The 23,758-nt window shown below is 31.8% G+C and carries 22 protein-coding genes; 14 read left to right on the top strand and 8 right to left on the bottom strand.

Annotated features, from left to right (window positions below; all coding sequences use genetic code 11):
* Nucleotides 1-10: 10 nt before the first annotated feature.
* The 4 genes from recF to dnaA all read right to left on the bottom strand — a co-directional run bounded on the left by recF (nt 11) and on the right by dnaA (nt 4,593).
* The gene (recF, locus tag HMPREF3241_RS06455) at nt 11-1,126 is read right to left on the bottom strand and encodes a DNA replication/repair protein RecF (RefSeq protein WP_002447643.1); all 1,116 of its coding nucleotides are present in this window, start codon (nt 1,124-1,126) and stop codon (nt 11-13) included.
* Nucleotides 1,123-1,359: a S4 domain-containing protein YaaA gene (gene yaaA, locus HMPREF3241_RS06450; RefSeq protein ID WP_001831806.1), complete on the bottom strand. Its 237-nt coding sequence runs from the start codon at nt 1,357-1,359 to the stop codon at nt 1,123-1,125. The genes recF and yaaA overlap by 4 nt, the downstream gene beginning before the upstream one ends.
* Before the next feature lie 432 nt (nt 1,360-1,791).
* Complete coding sequence (gene dnaN / locus HMPREF3241_RS06445; RefSeq protein WP_002447644.1) at nt 1,792-2,925, bottom strand: DNA polymerase III subunit beta; 1,134 nt, start codon at nt 2,923-2,925, stop codon at nt 1,792-1,794.
* Between the two features lie 312 nt (nt 2,926-3,237).
* On the bottom strand, nt 3,238-4,593 hold the full coding sequence (dnaA, locus tag HMPREF3241_RS06440) for a chromosomal replication initiator protein DnaA (protein WP_002496908.1): 1,356 nt from the start codon (nt 4,591-4,593) through the stop codon (nt 3,238-3,240).
* A 748-nt stretch (nt 4,594-5,341) separates the two neighbouring features.
* Here dnaA and rpmH point away from each other — a divergent pair.
* The 10 genes from rpmH (at nt 5,342) to HMPREF3241_RS06390 (ending at nt 13,527) form a co-directional block, all read left to right on the top strand.
* Entirely contained in the window at nt 5,342-5,479 is a 138-nt protein-coding gene (rpmH, locus tag HMPREF3241_RS06435) for a 50S ribosomal protein L34 (protein ID WP_000240855.1), read from the top strand.
* Between the two features lie 158 nt (nt 5,480-5,637).
* Nucleotides 5,638-5,985, top strand: a complete 348-nt coding sequence (rnpA, locus tag HMPREF3241_RS06430; protein ID WP_001832522.1) for a ribonuclease P protein component — start codon at nt 5,638-5,640, stop codon at nt 5,983-5,985.
* Between the two features lie 145 nt (nt 5,986-6,130).
* Nucleotides 6,131-7,510: a tRNA uridine-5-carboxymethylaminomethyl(34) synthesis GTPase MnmE gene (gene mnmE / locus HMPREF3241_RS06425; RefSeq protein WP_002458522.1), complete on the top strand. Its 1,380-nt coding sequence runs from the start codon at nt 6,131-6,133 to the stop codon at nt 7,508-7,510.
* Nucleotides 7,511-7,582: 72 nt separating this feature from the next.
* Entirely contained in the window at nt 7,583-9,460 is a 1,878-nt protein-coding gene (gene mnmG, locus HMPREF3241_RS06420; RefSeq protein ID WP_070853552.1) for a tRNA uridine-5-carboxymethylaminomethyl(34) synthesis enzyme MnmG, read from the top strand.
* Complete coding sequence (gene rsmG, locus HMPREF3241_RS06415) at nt 9,460-10,179, top strand: 16S rRNA (guanine(527)-N(7))-methyltransferase RsmG (RefSeq protein WP_070853551.1); 720 nt, start codon at nt 9,460-9,462, stop codon at nt 10,177-10,179. Before mnmG ends, rsmG begins: the two co-directional genes overlap by 1 nt.
* A gap of 43 nt (nt 10,180-10,222) precedes the next feature.
* Entirely contained in the window at nt 10,223-11,062 is an 840-nt protein-coding gene (gene noc, locus HMPREF3241_RS06410; RefSeq protein WP_002447649.1) for a nucleoid occlusion protein, read from the top strand.
* 400 nt (nt 11,063-11,462) lie between these two features.
* Complete coding sequence (locus HMPREF3241_RS06405) at nt 11,463-11,822, top strand: DUF3147 family protein (RefSeq protein WP_070853550.1); 360 nt, start codon at nt 11,463-11,465, stop codon at nt 11,820-11,822.
* A gap of 15 nt (nt 11,823-11,837) precedes the next feature.
* A complete protein-coding gene (locus tag HMPREF3241_RS06400) occupies nt 11,838-12,233 on the top strand; it encodes a DUF3147 family protein (protein ID WP_001831775.1) in 396 nt (131 codons plus the stop codon).
* Nucleotides 12,199-12,738 carry a TetR/AcrR family transcriptional regulator gene (locus tag HMPREF3241_RS06395; RefSeq protein ID WP_002447651.1) on the top strand — a complete coding sequence of 180 codons (540 nt, stop codon included), beginning with the start codon at nt 12,199-12,201 and terminating at the stop codon, nt 12,736-12,738. The genes HMPREF3241_RS06400 and HMPREF3241_RS06395 overlap by 35 nt, the downstream gene beginning before the upstream one ends.
* A 219-nt stretch (nt 12,739-12,957) precedes the next feature.
* A complete protein-coding gene (locus HMPREF3241_RS06390) occupies nt 12,958-13,527 on the top strand; it encodes a helix-turn-helix transcriptional regulator (protein ID WP_002447652.1) in 570 nt (189 codons plus the stop codon).
* A 190-nt stretch (nt 13,528-13,717) separates the two neighbouring features.
* Here HMPREF3241_RS06390 and HMPREF3241_RS06385 read toward each other — a convergent pair whose 3' ends face one another.
* Nucleotides 13,718-14,347 (bottom strand): YIP1 family protein, encoded by a 630-nt coding sequence (locus HMPREF3241_RS06385; protein WP_070853549.1) that lies wholly within the window; start codon nt 14,345-14,347, stop codon nt 13,718-13,720.
* A gap of 237 nt (nt 14,348-14,584) precedes the next feature.
* On the opposite strand from HMPREF3241_RS06385, the gene HMPREF3241_RS06380 reads away from it, so the two are divergent.
* The 4 genes from HMPREF3241_RS06380 (at nt 14,585) to lip (ending at nt 20,616) form a co-directional block, all read left to right on the top strand.
* Nucleotides 14,585-15,703 (top strand): efflux RND transporter periplasmic adaptor subunit, encoded by a 1,119-nt coding sequence (locus tag HMPREF3241_RS06380; protein ID WP_070853548.1) that lies wholly within the window; start codon nt 14,585-14,587, stop codon nt 15,701-15,703.
* Nucleotides 15,700-16,386, top strand: coding sequence for an ABC transporter ATP-binding protein (locus HMPREF3241_RS06375; RefSeq protein ID WP_002458527.1), 687 nt, complete (start codon nt 15,700-15,702; stop codon nt 16,384-16,386). Before HMPREF3241_RS06380 ends, HMPREF3241_RS06375 begins: the two co-directional genes overlap by 4 nt.
* Nucleotides 16,379-17,575, top strand: a complete 1,197-nt coding sequence (locus HMPREF3241_RS06370) for an ABC transporter permease (protein WP_070853547.1) — start codon at nt 16,379-16,381, stop codon at nt 17,573-17,575. Before HMPREF3241_RS06375 ends, HMPREF3241_RS06370 begins: the two co-directional genes overlap by 8 nt.
* A 995-nt stretch (nt 17,576-18,570) precedes the next feature.
* Nucleotides 18,571-20,616, top strand: coding sequence for a YSIRK-targeted triacylglycerol lipase (lip, locus tag HMPREF3241_RS06365; RefSeq protein WP_070853546.1), 2,046 nt, complete (start codon nt 18,571-18,573; stop codon nt 20,614-20,616).
* Nucleotides 20,617-20,695: 79 nt separating this feature from the next.
* Here lip and HMPREF3241_RS06360 read toward each other — a convergent pair whose 3' ends face one another.
* Genes HMPREF3241_RS06360 through HMPREF3241_RS06350 form a run of 3 tightly spaced genes read right to left on the bottom strand, consistent with a single transcriptional unit; the run spans nt 20,696 to nt 23,560 of the window.
* Nucleotides 20,696-20,887, bottom strand: a complete 192-nt coding sequence (locus tag HMPREF3241_RS06360) for a VraH family peptide resistance protein (protein ID WP_002447657.1) — start codon at nt 20,885-20,887, stop codon at nt 20,696-20,698.
* Between the two features lie 44 nt (nt 20,888-20,931).
* Entirely contained in the window at nt 20,932-22,812 is a 1,881-nt protein-coding gene (locus HMPREF3241_RS06355) for an ABC transporter permease (RefSeq protein WP_070853545.1), read from the bottom strand.
* Complete coding sequence (locus HMPREF3241_RS06350; RefSeq protein ID WP_002458531.1) at nt 22,802-23,560, bottom strand: ABC transporter ATP-binding protein; 759 nt, start codon at nt 23,558-23,560, stop codon at nt 22,802-22,804. The genes HMPREF3241_RS06355 and HMPREF3241_RS06350 overlap by 11 nt, the downstream gene beginning before the upstream one ends.
* Between the last annotated feature and the right edge of the window lie 198 nt (nt 23,561-23,758).

Below are 23,758 nucleotides of genomic sequence, written 5' to 3'. Positions count from 1 at the left end.
CACTTTCTCGTTACTTTAGTATTTCACCTTGACTAATACGGTATAACTTAGCGTTATTCATTATTTCATGATCTATTCCTTCAACTGACGTTGTTGTCACAAATGTTTGTACTTTATGTTGAATCGTACTTAACAAATGAGTTTGACGTGAATCATCAAGCTCACTCAAGACATCATCTAAAAGTAAGATTGGATATTCTCCTACTTCAATATTCATTAATTCGATTTCTGCCAACTTAATTGATAGCGCAGTTGTACGTTGCTGACCTTGTGAGCCATACGTTTGAGCATCCATGCCATTTACATTGAAACTTAAGTCATCACGATGTGGGCCATAGAGACATACACCTCGTTCTTTCTCTCTTTGTAAATTGTCATTTAACAATGCTAATACTTCTTCGATTAACTCAGATTGATTGGCTTCATAATTACTTAACTTTAAACTTGGAACATAATCGAGTGTCAGTGTCTCTCGATGATTTGTAATACCTGCATGAATGGGTTGTGCAAGTGTTTCTAATTCCTTTATAAAGTGCTCTCGACGTAACGTAACCTTCAGTGCATATTCAGCAAATTGTTGGTTTAAGACTTCTAGCATTGTTGTATCTGTCTTCTGCCCAATTTGTAACTGTTTAAGGTAATTGTTCTTTTGCTTTAGAATACGCTGATATTGAGCTAAATCATTCAAATAGACAGCAGATATTTGTCCTAACTCCATATCTATGAACCGTCGACGTATTTGTGGTGAACCTTTAACGATATTTAAATCTTCAGGCGCAAATAAGACGACATTTAAATGTCCAATATATTGAGTTAGTCTGCTTTGTTCAAGATGATTCACTTTAACTTGCTTACCTTTTTTAGTTATAAACATCGTAAGCGGCATCGTGCCATGTCTATAACTTAGCTCACCCTCTATTTTAGCATAATCAGAATTGAAACGTATGAGTTCCTTATCATTTGACGTACGATGACTTTTAGCAAGCGCTAAGGTATAAATTGATTCAAGTAAATTTGTCTTTCCTTGTGCGTTCTCACCAATAAGGATATTCACTTCAGGATGACAATCTAATGTCACCTGTTCATAGTTACGATAATTCTCTAATTGGAGTGTATTAAGTTTCATTGTTCACCTTGATGGATGATTAAAAAGGAACCCGTATCTTCAGGGATATCTGTAATATCAATGCGGTCGTTGTGTTCTAATTTTTTGCCACGTCTTGTTTCACGTTGTCCATTAATTAAAACCTCAAAATCCTGTAGAAACCATTTGGCTTGTCCACCTGATTCTATGATTCCTTCAGTTTTAAGAAATTGACCTAAAGTGATATTTCCTTCTACAACAACTTCTTGAACCAAAATTTCTCACTCCATTTCTGTATGTGTCATTAATATATTATACCGTTTTTTACTTTGAATTTCATTTAAAATAAAGAATGAAATCGTTTACTTTGATATATATTTTATTTTATCAAAAGCTGCTACAAATTTTATAATTTACTTACAATCATTTTAGAAACTTACACTGAATTTTAATTTTAAAGGGGTTTTTAGCACACTTTTTCCACAAGGGTAATTTAATACTCAAATATATTTATTATTGCTATGAAAAGCGCTCAGTACATTTAAAATTAATTTTACATTCACGATAATTATCTCATTCGTCTATATTAAGTTTTGAATGTTTGAAATGAGGTTTGGTATCAATATAAAAGAGCCTATACGACAAATGCACAGGCTCCTTTGTATAAGAGATTTAGCAATCTAATACGATTGTAATTTTAATTTCTATTAATATGTTCTAATAGGCAGAATTAATTGCGTTACAGAATCATCATCTTTTGGTTTTAAGATAAATGGTTTCATTGTACCAAAGAATTCTACTTCTACTTCATCATTATCAATGGCTTTTAAAGCATCCATCATGTATTTTGAGTTGAAAGAAATTTTCAAGTTTCCGCCTTCTACATCATTAGCGTTAACTTCTTCTTTAACAGTACCAATTTCAGGAGAAGTAGATGAAAGTTCAACTAATTCATTACCTGTACTTAATTTAATAACATTATTTCCACCTTCTCGTGCTAATAAAGATGCACGATCAATTGCATGATAAAAGTCTCCATTGTTAATTCCTAATTTAATCTCATAATTTTCTGGGAATAAACGTGTCGTATCTGGATAATGACCTTCAAGTAAACGTGAGATGAAATTAATATTCCCCACTCTGAATAACACTTGGTTAGAAGCAAAGAAAATATCAATATCTTCGTCGCTGTCACTCATAATTTTGTTTAATTCAGATAAAGCTTTACCAGGAATGATGACATTTTTATTTTCTGATTCATCTTCTAACTGTAATTTTCTTACAGCTAAGCGGTGTGAATCTGTTGCTGTGCATATTAATTCATTATCTTGTATAAGCCAGTTTACACCAGTAAGTACTGGTCGTGTTTCTGAGGTGGACACTGCAAAATTAGTTTGTGCAATGATATTTTTTAGTACCTTAACAGACAATTGAATAGCGTCATCTCGTGATACCTCAGGTAATAATGGATATTGATCAGGATCTAAACCACTTAAGTTAAATTCTGAATGACCTGATGTGATTAATGTTTGGAATTGTTCATTAGTTGATAATTTAACTTCTTTTCCAGGAAGTTTTTTAATAATATCAACGAAGAAACGACCAGGAAGTACAACTGATCCTGTTTCTGTAATTTCAACAATTTCTTCACCATCAACTTGTTTTGGAATAGTGATTTCTATTGATATTTCTGAATCTGACCCAGTTAAAATGACTTCATTATCTTTAGCATCAATTTTGATACCTGTTAAAATCGGTAAAGTTGTTCTAGGTGAGATAGCTTTTAATGTGTCGTTAAGTTGATTAATAAAATAATCTCTTTTGATTGTGAATTCCATCATTAAATTTAAACTCCTTCCAGTCGTTTATATATAATTATATAGGTTTTAAAATCATAGTAATAGTAGTAGGCATTGTGGATTGGTGGATAAGTCTAAAAAACTTACGGATAGCACAGTTATACACATGTGGATAAACTGTGTATGTTGTGTATTAATTTTTCACATTATCCACAATTGCTATTGTTATTCAGAGGGACAACTACCCATCTTTTTAAGTTTTTGGGAATTGATTTACTTAGTAATTATTCCCTAAAAGACCGTTTACAATCTGCTAATTTTCAATTTATTCAATATTGATTGATTTATTTCCCATTACTGATTTCTAATTTCTTTTTCTAAGTTTTCTACTTCTTGCTTAAATGTAGGATCAGACTTGATATCATTTGCAATCTTTTCATGGGCATGGATAACTGTTGTATGATCGCGACCTCCAAATTCTTCACCTATCTTAGGTAATGAAAAATCAGTTAATTCTCTAGATAGATACATAGCTATTTGTCGTGGGTAAGCAATTGACTTTGTACGTTTTTTAGCACTAAAATCTTCAATTCTTACACTATAATATTGACCAACTACCTTTTGGATATCTTGAATTGTAATCTTTTTAGACTTAGGTGATTGAATGATATCTTTTAACGCTTCTGCGGTAAGTTCGGTTGTAATAGGTTTCCCTTGTAATTTTGAGTACGCTAAAAGTCGAGTTAATGCGCCTTCAAGTTCACGAATATTGGATTGAATTTGGTTGGCGATGTAATTCAATGCTTCTGACGGAATATCAAGATTTTCTTCTTCAATTTTCTTTTGTAATATTGCCATTCTTGTTTCGTAATCAGGTGGCGTGATATCAACTATTAGCCCCCACTCAAAACGAGAACGTAGACGGTCTTCTAGCTTAGCAATTTCTTTTGGTGGACGATCACTTGAAATAACGATTTGCTTATTATTTTGATGTAATTCATTAAAAGTATGGAAGAACTCCTCTTGCGTTTGTTCTTTATTTTGAATGAATTGAATATCATCAATTAATAAAACATCAATTTTACGATACTTTTCACGAAATGCTTCAGTTTCATTATCACGTATTGATTTAATAAATTCGTTTGTGAATTTCTCACTAGAAGTGTAAATGACTTTAGCATTAGGTTTGTTACTAAGAACATGATGTCCAATTGCATGCATTAAATGTGTTTTACCTAGACCTACGCCTCCATATATAAATAATGGATTATAAGCTTCTGCCGGTGCTTCTGCAACAGCTAAACTTGCAGCATGTGGGAAACGATTGCCAGGTCCAATGACAAATGTATCGAATGTATTGTGCATATTAAATTGTTCTTTTCCCCAAGTCTTATCATCTATAGAAGAATTTTGTACTTGGGGTTCTTGAACTTCTTGTGTATTTACATTGTTGTAGGATGCAAGTTCATCTTCAGAAATAAAATGTGGTTTCACTTCATAACCGATGACATCATAAATAATAGCCTGCATAATTTCTGAATATCGCTGATTAAGCCAACTCGCATTGAAAGGCAGACTTACTAATATAATGGCTTCGTCATTTTTAAGTGAGTAGAGTTGCGTATCTTTTATGAACGTTTGATAACTAGTGTTTGAAATTCTTTCCTGGGCAATTTCTAAAACTTTATCCCAAATTTCTTTCTCTGACATAAATAACTCCATCTTTCTTAAAATTTTAGACTTATACACAGAAATAACATAGGTGGATAAAAATAATCACAGTATGTTAATAATTATCCACAAGTTAATCACAATCAGTGGATAACTTAAACATAACTATGATTTATGCACACCATTTATGTATATAAATTTAATAAATAAATCCTTATAAAATCATAATTTGAACGACTTATCCACATAATTATACTTTTTAACTCCAAGTGATGTCAAATGGCTGTGAATATGTTGTTAAATTTTGAATAACTGTGTGTATAGCGCATATGTTATCCACAGTTTTTGAGAGAATTTCTGTGTATAAGTGGATAACTTCAAATAAGCGTCACAATTTCTTTTTTTACTTTGGGAAATAATTTATATGGATTGTATGAACTATGTATATGACAAATTATTATTAAAATTGGTAATAATTTGATGAAGAAAAAAGATTTCTTATATTAAATCACAACAAGTGATTTTCAATCGTTATATTCGTAAATTCATCTTGCTTTATAAAAGGTATTTTGTTATATTGTAGTAGTTGCTTGAATTATGACTAGATAATAATAAGCTATAGAACAAATTTCTTAATAGCAGACACAATAAGAGAGCAATTGCTCAGATGAAGTATGTTAGTAATTGAAGCTAATATATACTTCGTTAATTTATCTATTTATATGAACCAATTTCTAGGTAGGAAGTTGGAAATATTGGTAATTGAATTCAGATGGAGGTGTTTTGTATGGTAAAACGTACTTATCAACCAAATAAACGTAAACATAGTAAAGTTCATGGTTTCAGAAAACGCATGAGCACTAAAAATGGCCGCAAAGTTTTAGCGCGTCGTCGTCGTAAAGGCCGTAAAGTTTTATCTGCATAAGATCACTGAATCATCAGTGGTCTTTTTTTTGTTTAAATAATAAAATGATATTTAAGTATTGTTCTGATATCATTTTCAAAATAATATATGCGTATGTTTTGTTAATAGATAATTGTTACTATTAAAATGAATAGATTAGAATAAGCGAGTGATGTTTAATGGAAAAAGCATATCGTATTAAGAGAAATTCAGACTTTCAAGCGATATACAAGAATGGGAAGTCTGTTGCAAATAGACAATTTGTTGTCTATACCTATAAAAATAGAGATTTAAAACATTTTCGCTTAGGAATAAGTGTCTCAAAAAAACTGGGAAACGCTGTTACAAGAAATAGAATTAAAAGAGCGATAAGAGAGAATTTTAAAGTGCATAAGCAAAATATTATCGCTAAAGATATTATAGTTATAGCGAGGCAACCAGCAAAAGATATGAATACACTGGAGATTCAAAGTAGTTTAGAGCATGTGCTTAAAATTGCAAAAGTGTTTAATAAAAAGATCAAGTAGGGCAGGGGACTTAGACGAACCGAAGTCTAACGTCACACAAACCGAAGGATTACATCTTAATGTTGAACAATTTATTAGCTTTTTTAAAAGAAACAAATTACAATGTTATAATGAATTTTTACATTAATAAGGAGGCGAGACTCTTATGGATTTTGATACGATTACAAGTATTTCAACACCTATGGGTGAAGGTGCTATTGGAATTGTGAGATTATCTGGGCCGCAAGCTATTGAAATCGGAGATATCTTATATAAAGGAAAGAAAAAGTTATCTGAAGTTGAGACGCATACAATAAATTACGGTCATATTATTGATCCAGAAACAGATGAAACAGTTGAAGAAGTCATGGTGTCTGTTTTACGTGCCCCTAAAACTTTCACACGAGAAGATATTATTGAGATAAATTGCCATGGTGGTATTTTAACAATTAATCGTATATTAGAGTTAACTATGACTTATGGTGCACGTATGGCAGAACCAGGTGAATATACAAAACGTGCATTTTTAAATGGTCGTATAGATTTATCTCAAGCAGAAGCGGTTATGGATTTTATACGTTCCAAAACTGATCGAGCTTCTAAGGTTGCGATGAATCAAATAGAAGGACGTTTAAGTGATTTAATTAAGAAACAACGTCAATCCATATTAGAGATACTCGCCCAAGTTGAAGTTAACATTGATTATCCAGAGTATGATGATGTAGAAGACGCAACGACAGACTTCTTACTAGAACAGTCTAAGCGTATTAAAGAAGAAATCAATCGATTACTTGAAACAGGTGCACAAGGTAAAATAATGAGAGAAGGGTTATCTACTGTTATTGTAGGACGTCCTAATGTTGGGAAGTCTTCGATGCTAAATAACCTTATTCAAGATAATAAAGCAATTGTGACTGAGGTCGCTGGTACAACAAGAGACGTGTTAGAAGAATATGTCAATGTTAGAGGTGTCCCATTACGACTTGTAGATACTGCGGGTATTAGAGATACTGAAGATATCGTAGAGAAGATTGGTGTAGAACGTTCTAGGAAAGCTTTAAGTGAAGCAGATTTAATTTTATTTGTGCTTAATAACAATGAACCTCTGACGGAAGATGATCAAACTTTATTCGAAGTCATTAAAAATGAGGATGTTATTGTAATCATTAATAAAACAGATTTAGAGCAGCGATTAGATGTTAGCGAACTAAGAGAGATGATTGGTGATATGCCACTTATACAAACATCGATGCTTAAACAAGAAGGTATTGATGAATTAGAAATACAAATTAAAGATTTATTCTTTGGTGGCGAAGTACAAAATCAAGATATGACTTATGTATCGAATTCACGTCACATTTCATTGTTGAAACAAGCGAGACAATCAATTCAAGATGCGATTGATGCTGCTGAGTCTGGTATCCCAATGGATATGGTGCAGATTGATTTAACACGTACTTGGGAAATTCTAGGAGAAATAATTGGAGAATCAGCGAGCGATGAATTAATAGATCAACTATTTAGTCAATTTTGTTTAGGAAAATAATGATATAAAAATATAAACAAGACGGTAAGACGTCTACAATTCAAGATTTTAAGACTTTTGGGAGGTAAAATAGTGGTTCAAGAATATGATGTAGTAGTCATTGGTGCTGGTCACGCCGGTATTGAAGCAGGTCTAGCTTCAGCTCGTCGGGGTGCTAAAACGCTGATGTTAACAATTAATTTAGATAATATTGCTTTCATGCCATGTAATCCATCTGTAGGTGGTCCTGCGAAAGGAATCGTTGTACGTGAAATAGACGCTTTAGGTGGACAAATGGCAAAAACTATTGATAAAACGCACATTCAAATGCGTATGCTAAATACAGGGAAAGGTCCAGCTGTTAGAGCTTTACGTGCTCAAGCAGATAAAGTATTATATCAACAAGAAATGAAGCGTGTACTTGAGAATGAGGATAATTTAGACATCATGCAAGGTATGGTTGATGAACTCATTATAGAAGATAATGAAGTTAAAGGTGTTCGTACTAACATTGGTACAGAATATCGTTCTAAAGCTGTCATTATTACAACAGGTACATTCTTACGTGGAGAAATTATACTAGGAAACTTAAAATATTCTAGTGGTCCTAACCATCAATTACCATCTGTAACGCTAGCGGATAATTTAAGAAAATTAGGATTTGATATCGTTAGATTTAAAACGGGTACGCCACCTCGTGTAAATGCGAGAACCATCGATTATTCTAAAACTGAAATCCAACCAGGTGATGATATAGGTCGTGCGTTTAGTTTTGAAACAACCGAATTTATTTTAGATCAATTACCTTGTTGGTTAACTTATACAAATGGAGATACACATCAAGTCATTGATGATAACTTACATTTATCTGCTATGTATTCCGGTATGATTAAAGGTACAGGTCCAAGATATTGTCCATCAATTGAGGATAAATTTGTTCGCTTTAACGATAAACCAAGACATCAACTTTTCCTAGAACCTGAAGGACGTAATACGAATGAGGTATACGTGCAAGGATTATCTACTAGTTTACCTGAACATGTTCAACGTCAAATGTTAGAAACCATTCCAGGTCTTGAAAAAGCAGATATGATGCGTGCAGGTTATGCTATTGAATATGATGCAATCGTACCTACTCAATTATGGCCAACGTTAGAAACAAAAGCGATCAAAAACTTGTATACCGCTGGTCAGATTAATGGAACATCAGGATATGAAGAAGCAGCGGGACAAGGTATTATGGCAGGTATTAACGCTGCTGGTAATGTTTTAGGTACAGGTGAAAAAATACTCAGTCGTTCAAACGCATATATTGGTGTACTTATAGATGATTTAGTCACTAAGGGTACAAATGAACCGTATCGATTATTAACTTCACGTGCGGAATATCGATTATTATTACGTCATGATAATGCTGATTTACGTCTCACTGATATGGGGTATGAGTTAGGCTTAATATCAGAAGAACGCTATGCAAGATTTAATGAAAAGCGTCAACAAATCAAAGATGAAATACAACGACTTACCGATGTACGTATTAAACCAAATGAACATACGCAAGCAATTATTGAAGCTAAGGGTGGTTCAAGATTAAAAGATGGTATATTAGCGATTGATTTATTACGTCGTCCGGAAATGAACTACGAAACAATTTTAGAAATCTTAGAAGAATCACATCAACTTCCTGAAGCGGTTGAGGAGCAAGTTGAAATTCAAACAAAATATGAAGGTTATATCAATAAATCTTTACAACAAGTAGAAAAAGTTAAAAGAATGGAAGCGAAAAAAATTCCTGAGGATTTAGATTATAGCAAGGTAGATAGTTTAGCATCTGAAGCACGCGAAAAGTTAGCTGAAGTTAAACCATTAAATATTGCACAGGCTTCACGAATTTCAGGTGTGAATCCAGCAGATATCTCAATTCTACTTGTTTATTTAGAACAAGGTAAGCTTCAAAGGGTGAAACAATAATGAGTATTGAATGGTTATCAGAGAAATTAAGCGAGCAAGGCATAGAACTATCTAATACACAAAAAGAGCAATTTCAAAAATATTATCAATTACTTGTTGAATGGAACAAAAAAATGAATTTGACAAGTATTACTGATGAACATGATGTTTATTTAAAACATTTTTATGATTCAATAGCGCCCAGTTTTTATTATGATTTTAACGGTCAATTAAGTCTTTGTGATATCGGTGCTGGTGCAGGTTTTCCAAGTATACCTTTAAAGATAGTATATCCTGAGTTAAAAGTGACGATTGTAGATTCTCTAAATAAAAGAATACAATTTCTAAATCATTTAGCTGCAGAACTAGGTCTTGAAGATGTTAGTTTTGTGCATGATCGAGCAGAAACATACGGCAAGGGTGTCTACAGGGAGTCTTATGATATTGTTACAGCTCGTGCAGTAGCGAGATTGACTGTCTTAAGTGAGCTATGCTTACCTTTAGTAAAAAAAGGTGGACAGTTCCTTGCACTTAAATCTTCAAAGGGTAAAGAAGAATTGCAAGAAGCGACGTTTGCTATTAATATTTTAGGCGGTAATGTGAAAGATACTTATACTTTTGAATTACCTGAAAATGTCGGTGAGCGACAAATGATTATTATTGATAAACGTAGACAGACATCAAAAAAATACCCAAGAAAACCAGGTACGCCAAACAAATCTCCACTAGTTGAAAGTTAAGACATCATAGTATGATAAATAATTGAGAGGGAGAGAATGGATAATGAAGAAACCTTTTTCAAAATTATTTGGTTTAAAAAATAAAGATGACATCATTGGTTATACTGAAGAAGAACGTAATAATAATGTAGAATCCATTCATATTGAACGTATCGTACCCAATCGTTATCAACCTAGACAAGTATTTGAGCCAAATAAGATTAAAGAATTAGCAGAGTCTATTGAAGAGCATGGGTTATTACAGCCAATAGTTGTACGTCCAATTGAAGAAGATATGTTCGAAATTATAGCCGGCGAACGACGTTTTAGAGCATTACAGTCGTTGCATAAACCTCAAGTAGATGTCATCGTTCGAGATATGGATGATGAAGAAACAGCGGTAGTTGCATTGATTGAAAATATTCAACGTGAAAACTTATCTGTCGTCGAAGAAGCGGAAGCTTATAAAAAGTTACTTGAAATCGGGGAAACGACTCAAAATGAATTAGCAAAAAGTCTAGGCAAAAGCCAAAGCTTCATTGCTAATAAACTTAGATTATTGAAGTTAGCACCCAATGTGATTAAGAGATTACGTGAAGGTAAGATTACAGAAAGACATGCACGAGCGGTATTAGTATTACCTGATGAAACACAAGAAGAATTAATCGAACAAGTTATTAGTCAGAAGTTGAATGTGAAACAAACTGAGGATAGAGTACGTCAGAAAACTGGACCAGAAAAAGTAAAAGCGCAGACTTTCCAATTTTCTCAAGATGTAACACAAGCAAAAGAAGAACTAGGTAAGAGTATTGAAACGATAGAAAAATCAGGTATACGGGTTGAACAAAAAGATAAAGAACATGAAGATTATTATGAAATTAAAATAAAGATATATAAGAAATAATTATAAGAGTTTGGTACATATTGTGATGATGTATCAGGCTCTTTTTTATCGTATTACAATGCATTATCTTTGATATTATAACGGTAAAAAATTCTGTGTAATAAAATATCTAAATAGCAAATATCAACATTAATGATCATATTAAATGTACCTAATAACATCTTAACCATAGCAAAGATAACTTGTATTGTGTCACTCAATGAAAGCGTGATTATAGTAGATAAACTTATAATATTTTAATTGATAAAAAGTGATTTTAAAATGTTTTACGTGAAACAAAAATTGTCATTATTTAGAAAATTAGGTGATTTAAACAATATATTTACAACAATTGATTTACGCTATAAACTAAAAGTAAACGATACGTTTCGTTTAATAAATATGGATGAGAAGGGTTATTGTGTTTGGTATATCAATTTCTAGTGCTATACTACATTTCGTTATCGGAGGATTTGCTGTTGCACTTGCATCAATTATGGCTGATAAAGTAGGAGAGAAATTAGGTGGTATTATTGCCACTATGCCGGCAGTCTACCTTGCAGCTATTATAGCGTTAGCTATAGACCATAAAGGACAGCAACTTATTCAAATGTCAATTCATTTAAGTACAGGAGCGATTGTTGGGATTGTCTCATGTATTGTAACAGTGTTCTTTACTTCAATTTTTATTGGTAAGAAAAATTATAGGAGTGGAACAGTATTTGCAATTCTTTGCTGGTTTGTGATTTCTGTTGCGATTTTCTTAGTCAGACATATTTAAATTGGAGGATTAAAAATGAAGTTAGCAATTATTAAATTTTCAGTTGGTGGTTTAGCTGTTTTAATTAGTTATATTGTTTCTGTCGTGCTTCCATGGAAGGAATTTGGAGGTATATTTGCAACCTTTCCTGCAGTGTTTTTAGTTTCAATGTGTATTACTGGGATGCAATTTGGCAATGAAGTAGCTATGCATGTGAGCAGAGGTGCAGTCTTTGGCATGATAGGAGTTTTATGTAGTATACTAGCAACCTGGGGATTACTACAAGCTACACATATGTGGCTATTGAGCATTATTGGTGGTTTTGTAGCTTGGTTTGTAAGTGCATTGATTATTTTTGAAATTGTGGAATTCATCGCACATAAAAGAAGGGATAAACATGGCTGGAAGACCAAAAGATCCAACAATCAATAAAAAAATTTATACTGAGATTCAACGTTTATTGGAAACGACTCATTTTAGAGATATTACTATAGATCAAATTTCTGAGAATACTGGTATTTCTAAAGCAACTATTTATAGACGTTGGAAGGATAAATCTTCAATTATCATGTCTGCGTTTATTGAACAATCTCAATATATTGTGATTCATAATCAAGATAATTTATATGATGATTTATTCCAGTTTTTAGTAAAAATAAAAGATATCTATAAAACAAAACTAGGTAGTGCTGTGATTGAAATATTAATTAGTCATCAACAAATGGAAGCTAGAGAAACTTTTATGACTAATTACTTTAATCATAATCGCAAAGTTTTAAAAGAGATTGTTCGTAAGCACATAAAAGAGGAAGAACAAGATTTGTTTATCGATTTAATCTTCTCACCCATCTATTTTAATATATTAATTAAACCTGAAACTCTCGATGAAAATTACATTAAAAAGATGTTGAATCAAGTTCTACGTATATATCATTGATATGAAAAACGCTTCTTTCGAGGAGCGTTTTTTGTATTTCATGTAACAGGTTAGCCTAAGGTCAGTCTATTAAAACCCTTAACCATAATATGTCAAAGCATTTTGACAATGATAAGAGTGACATCGTAAAAACTATTTGATAGCTTTTGTAGAGAAAACTTGATTTGATTTAATAATAATATTAAATGATTTCAAATCATAATTAAGGAGTTTAACGTAATGAATGTTAGCAATCAAATCAAAAAATTTAGAGAAAGAGATGGGTATTCACAAGAATTTTTAGCAGAGAAAATGTTTGTTTCAAGACAAACCATTTCAAATTGGGAAAATGATAAAAGTTATCCGGATATTCATAATTTACTTATTATGTGTCAACTCTTCAAGGTATCTCTAGATGAACTAGTGGAGGATGATTTGAAAAACGTGCAAATCAAAAACATTAAAAAAGAATTAGACTTTTGGACATGGATGATGATAATTCCAATGGTATTGGGGAGTGTTCTCATAGGTCCTATGATTCATTACTTTCATTGGTTAGGAATAGGAATAACATATTTAGTATTTTTAATAGGTATCATTGCTTCTACAAAATTAGAAAAAATTAAAATAAAAAATGATATTGAAACATACGACAGGATATTAGCGTTTATTAATGGTAAAGATCCTAAAGAGGTGCAGAAAAGTAAGTTTAGATATATATGGACATCTTTAATTTCTTTTATTTTCTTTGTTGGTGTGATCATCGGTATAAGTTACTTAAGTATCATTTTAACTGATTATTTTTTATAAAAATCAAAAAGAGAATAGACTGGATGTCTATTGAATTTGACACCCAGCCTACTCTAAGAATGATTATTTATTGCTTTGTCCACTCATAATAATAATGGGAAATATGAAACAACACATAATACAAATCATTATGATTATTGTTTTCATAAATATTTCCTTACATAGTTTTTATTGCACTTAATAGCAGCGTTTAGCTATTCATTCCACCTATCATACCTGATCCTATTAATATGATGAGTGCAACGATTCCTAATATCATAGATGTTTTTTTAGATAATCGACTTGTTGAGTAATAGACAACACCTGTTAAAAAGGCTTTTAAAAGATTAGTTAAACTGAAAGCCATGAGTGTTTTATTATCCTTTGAAAAAATGTTTAAGCTATCAAGCTTATAGTCTGTTATCTTTAGTCCAAAAACTACTTGAATTAAAGAAATAATAGTTGAAAATCCTAAAATAATGATTGAATAAGAGAGTGCAGCTGAGAATAAACTGCTCGCTTTGGCATCTGATTTAAATATTTTAGAAATAACTAAAAAGATTAAAAATACTACAACAACACTAAAGATTGTTCCTATGAAAGCACCTATAGTTGTAGTCATACGAAACATATTTTCATCCATTTGGCTATTAGCTATCGATTGGTTATCTAATAGATCATTGCTAGTATTATATGTGATGAAAGCGCTAATAATAGCTAATACTATCATTATGATTGATTTAAGTATCCATTTTGGCTGATGTCTTAGTTTGTTAAAATGATTAACAAATGGAATACTTGAGTTCTGAATATCATTTTCTTTTAATTCCTGTGTACTCATGTAATATATCTCCTTTACTTATTTAGGTTAGTTTGATGGTAACATTTTATTACATAATATAAAATGTAAAATCCTTAAATTTAATTAAATATAATTACTAATACTAATTTAAAGACAAAATGATTGCTACTATATTAAAAATTATAAGATTTAGTGATTTTTCTACATATAAAAGATTAATAATTTTACAAGTGTGTTATCATTTTCTTGTGAATCTATTACACAAGGAGAATATATATGAATAAAAAACTATTGTGGAGCATCATTGGTATTGTAATTATTGTCGTATTAATCATTGCTGCTTTTATATTAAAACAAGTTAATGGTTCAGGTAGTAAAGATAGTAAGGCTTACGATACATATACAGTAAGAAAAGAGACACCTATTAGTTTAGAAGGCAAAGCGTCTCCAGAATCTGTGAAAACTTATAATAATAATCAATCTGTGGGTAATTTCTTAAGTGTTTCAGTACAAGATGGTCAAACAGTTAAACAGGGTGAACGTATCATCAATTATGATACAAATGGGAATAAACGCCAACAACTAGTGAACAAAGTGAATCAAGCACAATCTCAAGTTAATGATGATTATCAAAAAGTAAATCAAAGTCCTAACAATAATCAATTACAAGTTAAATTGACTCAAGATCAAAGTGCTTTAAATGAAGCTCAGCAGTCATTGTCACAATATGACAGACAACTCAATGACAGCATGAATGCATCATTCGATGGTAAAATCAATATTAAAAATGATTCAGATGTAGGTGAAGGGCAACCTATTTTGCAATTAATTTCTTCAAATCCTCAAATTAACGCAACAATCACAGAGTTTGATATTAATAAAATTAAAGAAGGCGATGAAGTAGATGTCACTGTAAATAGCACAGGTAAAAAAGGAAAAGGCAAAATCCTTAAAATAGACGAACTTCCTACAAGCTATGATACAAGTGACGATAGTGCAGCATCATCGGCACAATCAGGGGCACAAGGTGATAGTGAAGAAGGAACTGAAATGACGGCATCTAATCCTACAATTAATCAGCCAACAGGTGGTAAAAGTGGCGAAACATCAAAATATAAAGTTATTATTGGTGATTTAGATATACCCGTGAGATCTGGCTTCACTATGGATGCTAAAATCCCTCTTAAAACTAAAAAGTTACCAAATAACGTGTTAACAAAAGATAATAACGTATTTGTCGTTGATAAGAATAATAAAGTTCACAAACGTGAAATTAAAATAGAACGTAATAATGGTGAAATCATTGTGAAAAAAGGATTGAAATCTGGCGATAAAGTCATTAAAAAACCAAAAGGTAATTTAAATGATGGAGAAAAAGTAGAGGTGTCATCATGATTGAATTGAGAAAAATCAATCGACACTTTAAAAATGGAAATGAATCAAATCATATTTTAAAAGACATAGATATTCATATTGATGAAGGTGAATTTATTGCTATCATGGGTCCGTCTGGTTCAGGTAAAAGTACGTTAATTAATATCTTGGGATTTATTGATCGTGGTTATGAAGGAGAATACTTTTTTAACAATGAGAATTATCAAAAAAGCTCAGATAATAAGCTCGCAGAAATTCGAAATCATACTGTAGGTTTCGTCTTTCAGAATTTTAAATTGATTCAAAATAACACTATTTTAGAAAATGTAAGTATTCCGCTAATTTATAATGGTTTGAGTAATAAAGCGAGAAAAAGCAAAGTTTTAGACGGACTTCATGACGTCGGTCTCAAAGGTAAAGAGCATCTCTTACCAAATAAATTGTCAGGAGGGCAACAACAACGTGTAGCTATTGCCCGGGCAATTATTAATGACCCTAAGTTTATTATTGCCGATGAACCTACTGGCGCTCTTGATTCGAAGACATCTCAAGATATTATGGAGCTTTTCGTAAAACTGAACAAAGAACAGAATACAACTATTATTATGGTAACGCATGATCGTGAAGTGGCGGAAAAAGCTGATCGTATTATCCATATTTTGGATGGACGTGTGCAAGAGGAAGAGGTGTTGACACGTGAGTAACTTTTCAAATGTCATATCAGTTGCTATTCGTTCCATTTTAAAAAACAAACGACGTAATATCTTTACGATGATTGGAATCATTATTGGTATCGCATCAGTAATTACTATCATGTCGTTGGGAAATGGTTTTAAGAAGTCAACGACTGAGCAATTCAATAATGCTGGAGCTGGTAAAAATCAAGCTTCAATTTCCTACATGACAGAAAATATGGATGCACCTAAAAACAATCCATTTAAGCAAGAGGATATGAGTGTTGTTGAACAAGTTAATGGTGTTAAGAGTGCTAAAGTAAAAGAGGATAAAGATAGTACATATTCAGTCAAAATTACGAATACACATGGCAGTAGCGATGCTAGTTTAAAAAAGGTTGATAAACTGACAGATGTAAATGAAGGAAAAGGATTTACAAATGATGATAATGATGTGCTAGAAAAAGTAGCCGTTATAGATAAAAAAATTGCTAAAAAAGTATTCAATAATCATGCAATGGGTCAATCTATATATATAAATGGAGAAGGGTTTAAAGTCGTAGGCGTCACTGATAGCTCAGAAGTTGATGAAAGTGGGATGCCTATTGAGTCATTAATTCAAATACCTTCAAAAACATTTAATAAATATATGGGCAATTTGACACAAGGTATGCCTCAATTATTAGTTACAGTTGAAAAAGGTTCAGATAAGAAAGACGTAGGTAAAAAGGTTGAAAAAGCGTTGAATAAAAAAGGAACTGGCGTATCTGAAGGTCAATATAGTTATGAAGATAATGAAGCGGTGATGAAAACGATAGGTTCAGTCTTAGACACGATTACTTACTTTGTCGCTGCTGTTGCGGGAATATCACTCTTCATTGCAGGTATTGGTGTGATGAATGTCATGTATATTTCAGTCACTGAACGAACAGAAGAGATTGCAATTCGTCGTGCATTTGGCGCTAAAGGTCGAGATATTGAAATACAATTCTTAGTAGAAAGTGTTGTGTTATGTCTCATAGGAGGAATCATCGGATTAATTCTAGGTATTATTATTGCTACATTGATTGATCTCGTGACACCTGAAATGGTTAAGAGTTCCGTCAGTCTAGGTTCCGTCATCCTGGCTGTAGGTGTATCAACATTGATAGGCATCATTTTCGGTTGGATACCCGCACGTTCAGCTTCTAAAAAAGAATTAATTGATATTATTAAATAATTTATAACATAGAATGGTTTATCGTAAGGTACCATATGGTCGAAATTCTTGTTAACACAGCTATTAGTGTTTATACTGTTGCATTATATTAATTAATGGTTAAGTACACACGATAATTTGAGAGCATAGTAGTTATTAGCCTTTATCACCTATACCCCCTCACTGTTTCAAGTAGAGGGGGTTAATGTATACATGAATACTTATTTTTGACTATCTATCGGTCAGTTGAAGAATGCAAAAAATTTAATTTTCATGAATTGAATAAAAAGATAAAAGTAGTGTATGTATTAACTAAAATTAGCACAAGCTTTAATTAATTCGTAATATGAATTTAAAAAATAGATATGGAAATATAAAGTGATTAAATATTATATTCGTAATTAATTATTAGAAAATATTGATATAGATTAAATTTCTATAGAAGGGTATTTATAATTATTTTCAGGAAAAATAAAAAAGCTAATGTAGTTAGCTTACTATCAGCGCACGAATAGTGGTTGATCAATAGAAAAAATTATAGATGCAAAGTAAACCATCCGTTTGTACGGGTGGTTTTGATTTTGTGAGGTAAAAACTCATTATTGTAGGATATACAAGAGTATTGTCTATCGAGCAAAATATAGAAAGGTCATTTGAAAATTTGAGATGATATATAACTTTAAGCATTGAGAAGACTCACCTCAAAAACTAAGATTAGTTATTTAAAATGTTTCTCATGCTACTTTTTCATTTAATGATACCTGAATTGTTATTAATAATATCGTTTTATCAATTTTAATTGTGATTAATGCGATAAAATAGATAAATATAATTAAAAATAATGTATTGAATTAGTTTAAATGCTGTAATAGAATCAATAAAATGTTTTAAAAACTAAAAAGTTAACAAAAATTTAACTAAATTAGTTAAAAAAATTAATGAATTATATGTTATTTTGAATTTAGCAGTTATTTTTTCATTATTTATAAGGGAAAAATCTTATAGAGGTGATTTCTTTGAAAAATAATAATAGAATAAAAAGATTTAGCATTAGAAAGTACGCAGTGGGAGTAGTATCAATTATTACAGGTGTAACAATTTTCATCGGAGGGCAACAAGCTCAAGCAGCTGAAATTTCAGTGCAACATGCGGATGCACACCCAGAAGACTCGCAAACAACACAACAATTAAAAAATGATAAGGTAGAAGAAACGCTAAAAGCTTCAAAACAAGGTACTGCTGATAGTCAAAAAGTACAAACAATTGATCAATCTAAAACAAATCAAAACAACCAACATTCTGTAGCTGAAAGTGCACAACTGAAAAGTGATGAGACAGCAAATCAGCCAAAAGTAGAAGAAGAAAGCTCAGTAAAACAAGACGTCCAACCGTCTAAAAATGTAAATCAACAAGACGTAGCTACTCAATCAAATGAGAGAGAAAATAATGACATAAAAGGTGAAGACCAAACTTCAAAGGCGAGCAATCAACATACTCAGAGTTCTAACAGTCATAATCAATCAATAGGAACAAAAGATAGCGACTCAGAAGAAATCGATCAGCCATTAGTGAAATTACAAAAGCCGTCTAATGATTCTACATATCAAACACAATCAAAAGCTAAACAAGATAGTTCTAAACAGCTCCCTCAAGAAAAAACAACAAAACATCAAATTCAAACAACTGAAAATGAACAGACAAATAACGTTGATTCTAAAAAAACTAATGACACTCAAGATGCTAGACAACATACTCAAGAGCCTAAAAATGATACATCAACATCACAAAAAAATCATCATCAAGTAGCTACAAAAGAACAATCTAATAGAAGTACAACAAGGGAGACACAAAAGCAATCAGCAAATTCTAATCGTAATCATCAGTCTACACATCAAGCACAGTTCAAAAACCAATATCCAGTCGTATTTGTCCATGGTTTCTTAGGCTTTGCAGGTGATAATCAATTTAGTTTAGCTCCAAAATATTGGGGTGGTACAAAATACAATATTGACAGAAATTTAACTAATGAGGGTTACAATGTACATGAAGCAAATATCGGTGCTTTTAGTAGTAACTATGATCGCGCAGTAGAATTATATTACTATGTCAAAGGAGGACGTGTTGATTACGGCGCAGCGCATGCAGCTAAATATGGTCATCATCGCTATGGTCGAACATACAAGGGTATCATGCGTGATTGGGAACCTGGCAAAAAAATTCATTTTATAGGACATAGTATGGGTGGTCAAACCATTCGTCAAATGGAAGAGTTCTTAAGAAATGGTAACCAAGAAGAAATAGAATATCAACGTCAACATGGAGGTACTATATCCGATTTATTTACAGGTGGTAAAGATAATATGGTTGCTTCAATTACTACACTTGGCACACCACATAATGGTACACCGGCGGCAGATAAAATTGGCACACGTAAACTTGTAAAAGAAACGATTAATCGTATTGGTAGATTAAGTGGTGGTAAAGATGTAGATATAGATTTAGGTTTTTCTCAATGGGGATTAAAACAACAACCAAATGAAAGCTACATTGATTATGCGGAACGTGTATCCAAAAGTAAGATTTGGAATACTGAAGATCAAGCTGTTAATGATCTGACAACGCAAGGTGCTGAAAAAATTAATCAACAAACAAGTCTAAATCCTAATATTGTCTACACTACTTATACGGGGTCTGCGACGCACACAGGACCTCTTGGTAATGAATTACCTAATTCTAGTGAAATTCTTTTGTTGAACTTAACCAGTCGTATTATTGGTAAGGATGCAAACAAAGAAATTAGACCGAATGATGGTGTAGTTCCAGTTATATCATCACAACATCCTTCTAATCAAGCCTTTAAAAAAGTTGATGATCATACACCAGCTACTGATAAAGGAGTTTGGCAAGTGAGACCTGTTCAACATGATTGGGACCATTTAGATTTAGTAGGTATGGATGCATTTGATTTAACACATACAGGTAGAGAATTAGGTCAATTCTATCTAGGTATTATGGATAATATCATGAGAATCGAAGAAGCTGACGGTATTACAAATAAATAATTTTATTGATAGTATAAGGAAACCCTCATAATATAGAGAGGTCACACTGACCTCTCTATTGAGGGCTTTTGTATTATGGTTATTTATTTTTCTCTTCACGTCTCTTTAGGACATAAGCACCACCGAGTAAACCCACAGGTATACCAATAAGCGGTGTGACAATGTTACTTAAAATAAATATGATTACAGTTAAACTGAGTACGTTAAACCAATTGATTGTTAAATTTTTTAAATCCTCATATGATTGTTTGATTAATTCTTTGAATTTCATAGTAAAAACCGTCCTTTATTAAAATAATTTTGTGAATTGAGTTACTAAATAGAATGCTTAATCATACGACTCGAGTGTATAAATGAAATTATAGCAAAAATGAAATAAACAATTGTATATATAATCATTACTATAAATATAGGTGACATTGAGACATTTCCTAGAAGTTTCATAAATGCAAGTGCTGCAAATAATGCATGTAATAAAGCAATGAGAAGCGGTAATCCAAAATTAAATGCAATTTTTAATAGTAAACCTTTAGACATATCAGTGTAGGTAAATCCTATACGACGTAATATCTTAAAGTTATCAAGTTCATCCTCAGTTTCATCCATTTGTTTAATGTAAATAATACAACCAGCAGCCATTAAAAACGCTATTCCTAAGAATGATGTTACAAAGATAAGTATGCCATTGCTTTGGTTTATAAATTTCTTATATTCATCGTGCGACACAATATTACGATTAACTTTTGAGGCAATTTTTTCTGCTTTTTTCACATCTTTGTGAGTATTGAAATTAAAACCGTACATCTTATTAACAATATTGTCAGTTTTTAATGTGTTATAGACCTCCGGGCTCACCTCAACTATAGGAGCTCCAAATGATAATTGTGATGGATATATTTTAGAGTCATCTTTGTCTTTAACGATAATAGATTGTTTAGATTTTCCTTTAACTGTTATCTTATGATTTAAATGAATATCTATTAATCCCGTTGATGATTGTATATTCGTTATTTTAGCTTCATGACCCTTGAGATGTGAGTTCATCATTAGTGATGTTGTATTAGTAGACATATCAGAACCATTCTTACTCTTCATGACGTGGTCGCTTAATGTTTTTGGATTGATTACTTCATAAGTCCGTTGATGATATTTTAAATTTCCTTGATCTAGTTTATGTTTAAATTGCGTAGCTATTTTATTCTGGCTTATATTAAAATCATCTGGAGAAGTCATTTCTAAAGTTGTATTAGTATTAGATTGTGTAATTGCCGCGAAGCAAAGAATACTAACAGTGAAAGCTGAAATGATAGCAATAACTGTAAGAGACATCGCATTTTTCTTCATTCTGTGCATGATAGATGATGTAAAGACAACGTCTGTGATATTTACACGACCATGTTTAATATGTTTTAGCGTTTTAAAAATAAGTGATACAGAACTTCTAAAGAATAAGAAAGCACCTATAATAGTTAAGAAAAGTATGCTAAAAGGTGTAATCAAAGCAGTTGTTAAGGCTTTAAAAACACCAAACATTTCAGTAGACATATAATATCCAAATACTATCATTATAATTCCTAAAACACCGCTGATTGCTTCAAACGTAGTTATTCGTTTTTGGGTAGCTTCCGGGGTATAATTGTCTTTCATCAAAGCTAAAATGCTGTGTTTTTTTAAGAAAATGTAATTTTGTATCATTATCAATAAAAAAGCGACAGCTAACATTACGATAGTAATAAGTATAGCTTGGGGTTCAAAGCCAATAGAGATATGTGTGTTTAACTTCATTAATTTAGAAGCGATAACAAGTAAAAGTTTTGAACCAAAAATACCAATTAAAGTGCCTAAAATTCCTGTTACAATAAAAAATACTAGTTGTTCTATATTGAGCATTCTTAGAATATTTCTACGTGTTAAACCTATCAGTTGGTATAAGGCAAACTCTTTTGTACGCCTTTTAATAAATAAATGATTTGCATACATTAAGAAAACAACAATAATGATAAAAAGAATTGTAGCACCAATTGTGGCACCATTTTTAATAATAGTTGAAGAATCTGAGTTATTAATACTATGTGAATATTTTAAAGTTGAGAAACTAAAATAAAGTATAATGCTAATCAATAATGAAAATAGAAACATTCCATAATGCTTAATATTTTTTCTTAAATTTTTAAGGATAAGTTGGTTAAATGTCATGAGTGACACCACCTAGTGCGGTTTGAAGTTTCATAATTTCTTGGTAAAATGTTTGTTTTGAATCGTTACCCTGGTAGATTTCTGAGTGTATATCACCGTCTTTCAACATAATGACTCTCTCAGCGTAACTAGCGGCTGAAGGATCATGTGTCACCATCATAATGGTTGAATTAAATTGTTTATTCATATCTTCTAGACGGTGTAACAAATCTTGGGCACTTTTAGAATCTAAGGCGCCAGTAGGTTCATCTGCGAAAATGATCGTTGGTTTATGGACGAATGCTCGGGCAGCCGCCGTACGTTGTTGCTGACCGCCAGAAATTTCACTTGGATATTTATTTCCCAGGTTATAAATACCTAATGCCTCAGCCACTTCTTTATAATTTTGTTCCATTTCATATTTATGGAATTTTTGTACTGAGAGTGGTAGCATAATATTTTCTTTTACTGTTAATGTGGGTAAAACGCTATAATCTTGAAAAATAAAACCGAGATGTTGTTTTCGAAAATTTGCCACTTCTTTGTGGCTCAGTTTATTAATTTCTTTGCCTTCAACTTCCACAGTTCCACCTGAAATAGTATCTATTGAACTTAACACATTGAGTAAAGTCGTTTTACCTGATCCAGATGGACCCATGACAGCTACGAATTCCCCTTTTTCAACTGAAAAACTTATATTATTTAAAGCTCGATATTTTTGTTTGTGACCATATACTTTTGATAATTGATTTGCTGTTAAAATAGCCATCCTCTCACTCCTTTAGTTATCTATATTTAAATTGTAGGATGGTTGTGACCTCCTTGCCTTTATCTAAACTTACATTTATAGACATGAAACTTACATGTTTGAAAGATACTTGTTTTATAATTTATCAAAATACATATAAGTGTATGCTTTTAGTTTAATTTGCCGGATTATCCATGACGCTTAATTTAAACTGAATTT

This window comes from Staphylococcus sp. HMSC34G04, assembly GCF_001838765.1.
In the GTDB taxonomy this organism is placed as follows: domain Bacteria; phylum Bacillota; class Bacilli; order Staphylococcales; family Staphylococcaceae; genus Staphylococcus; species Staphylococcus epidermidis.
Note: the sequence above shows the minus strand (reverse complement) of the source record. Positions and strands in the feature narration are given on the sequence as shown.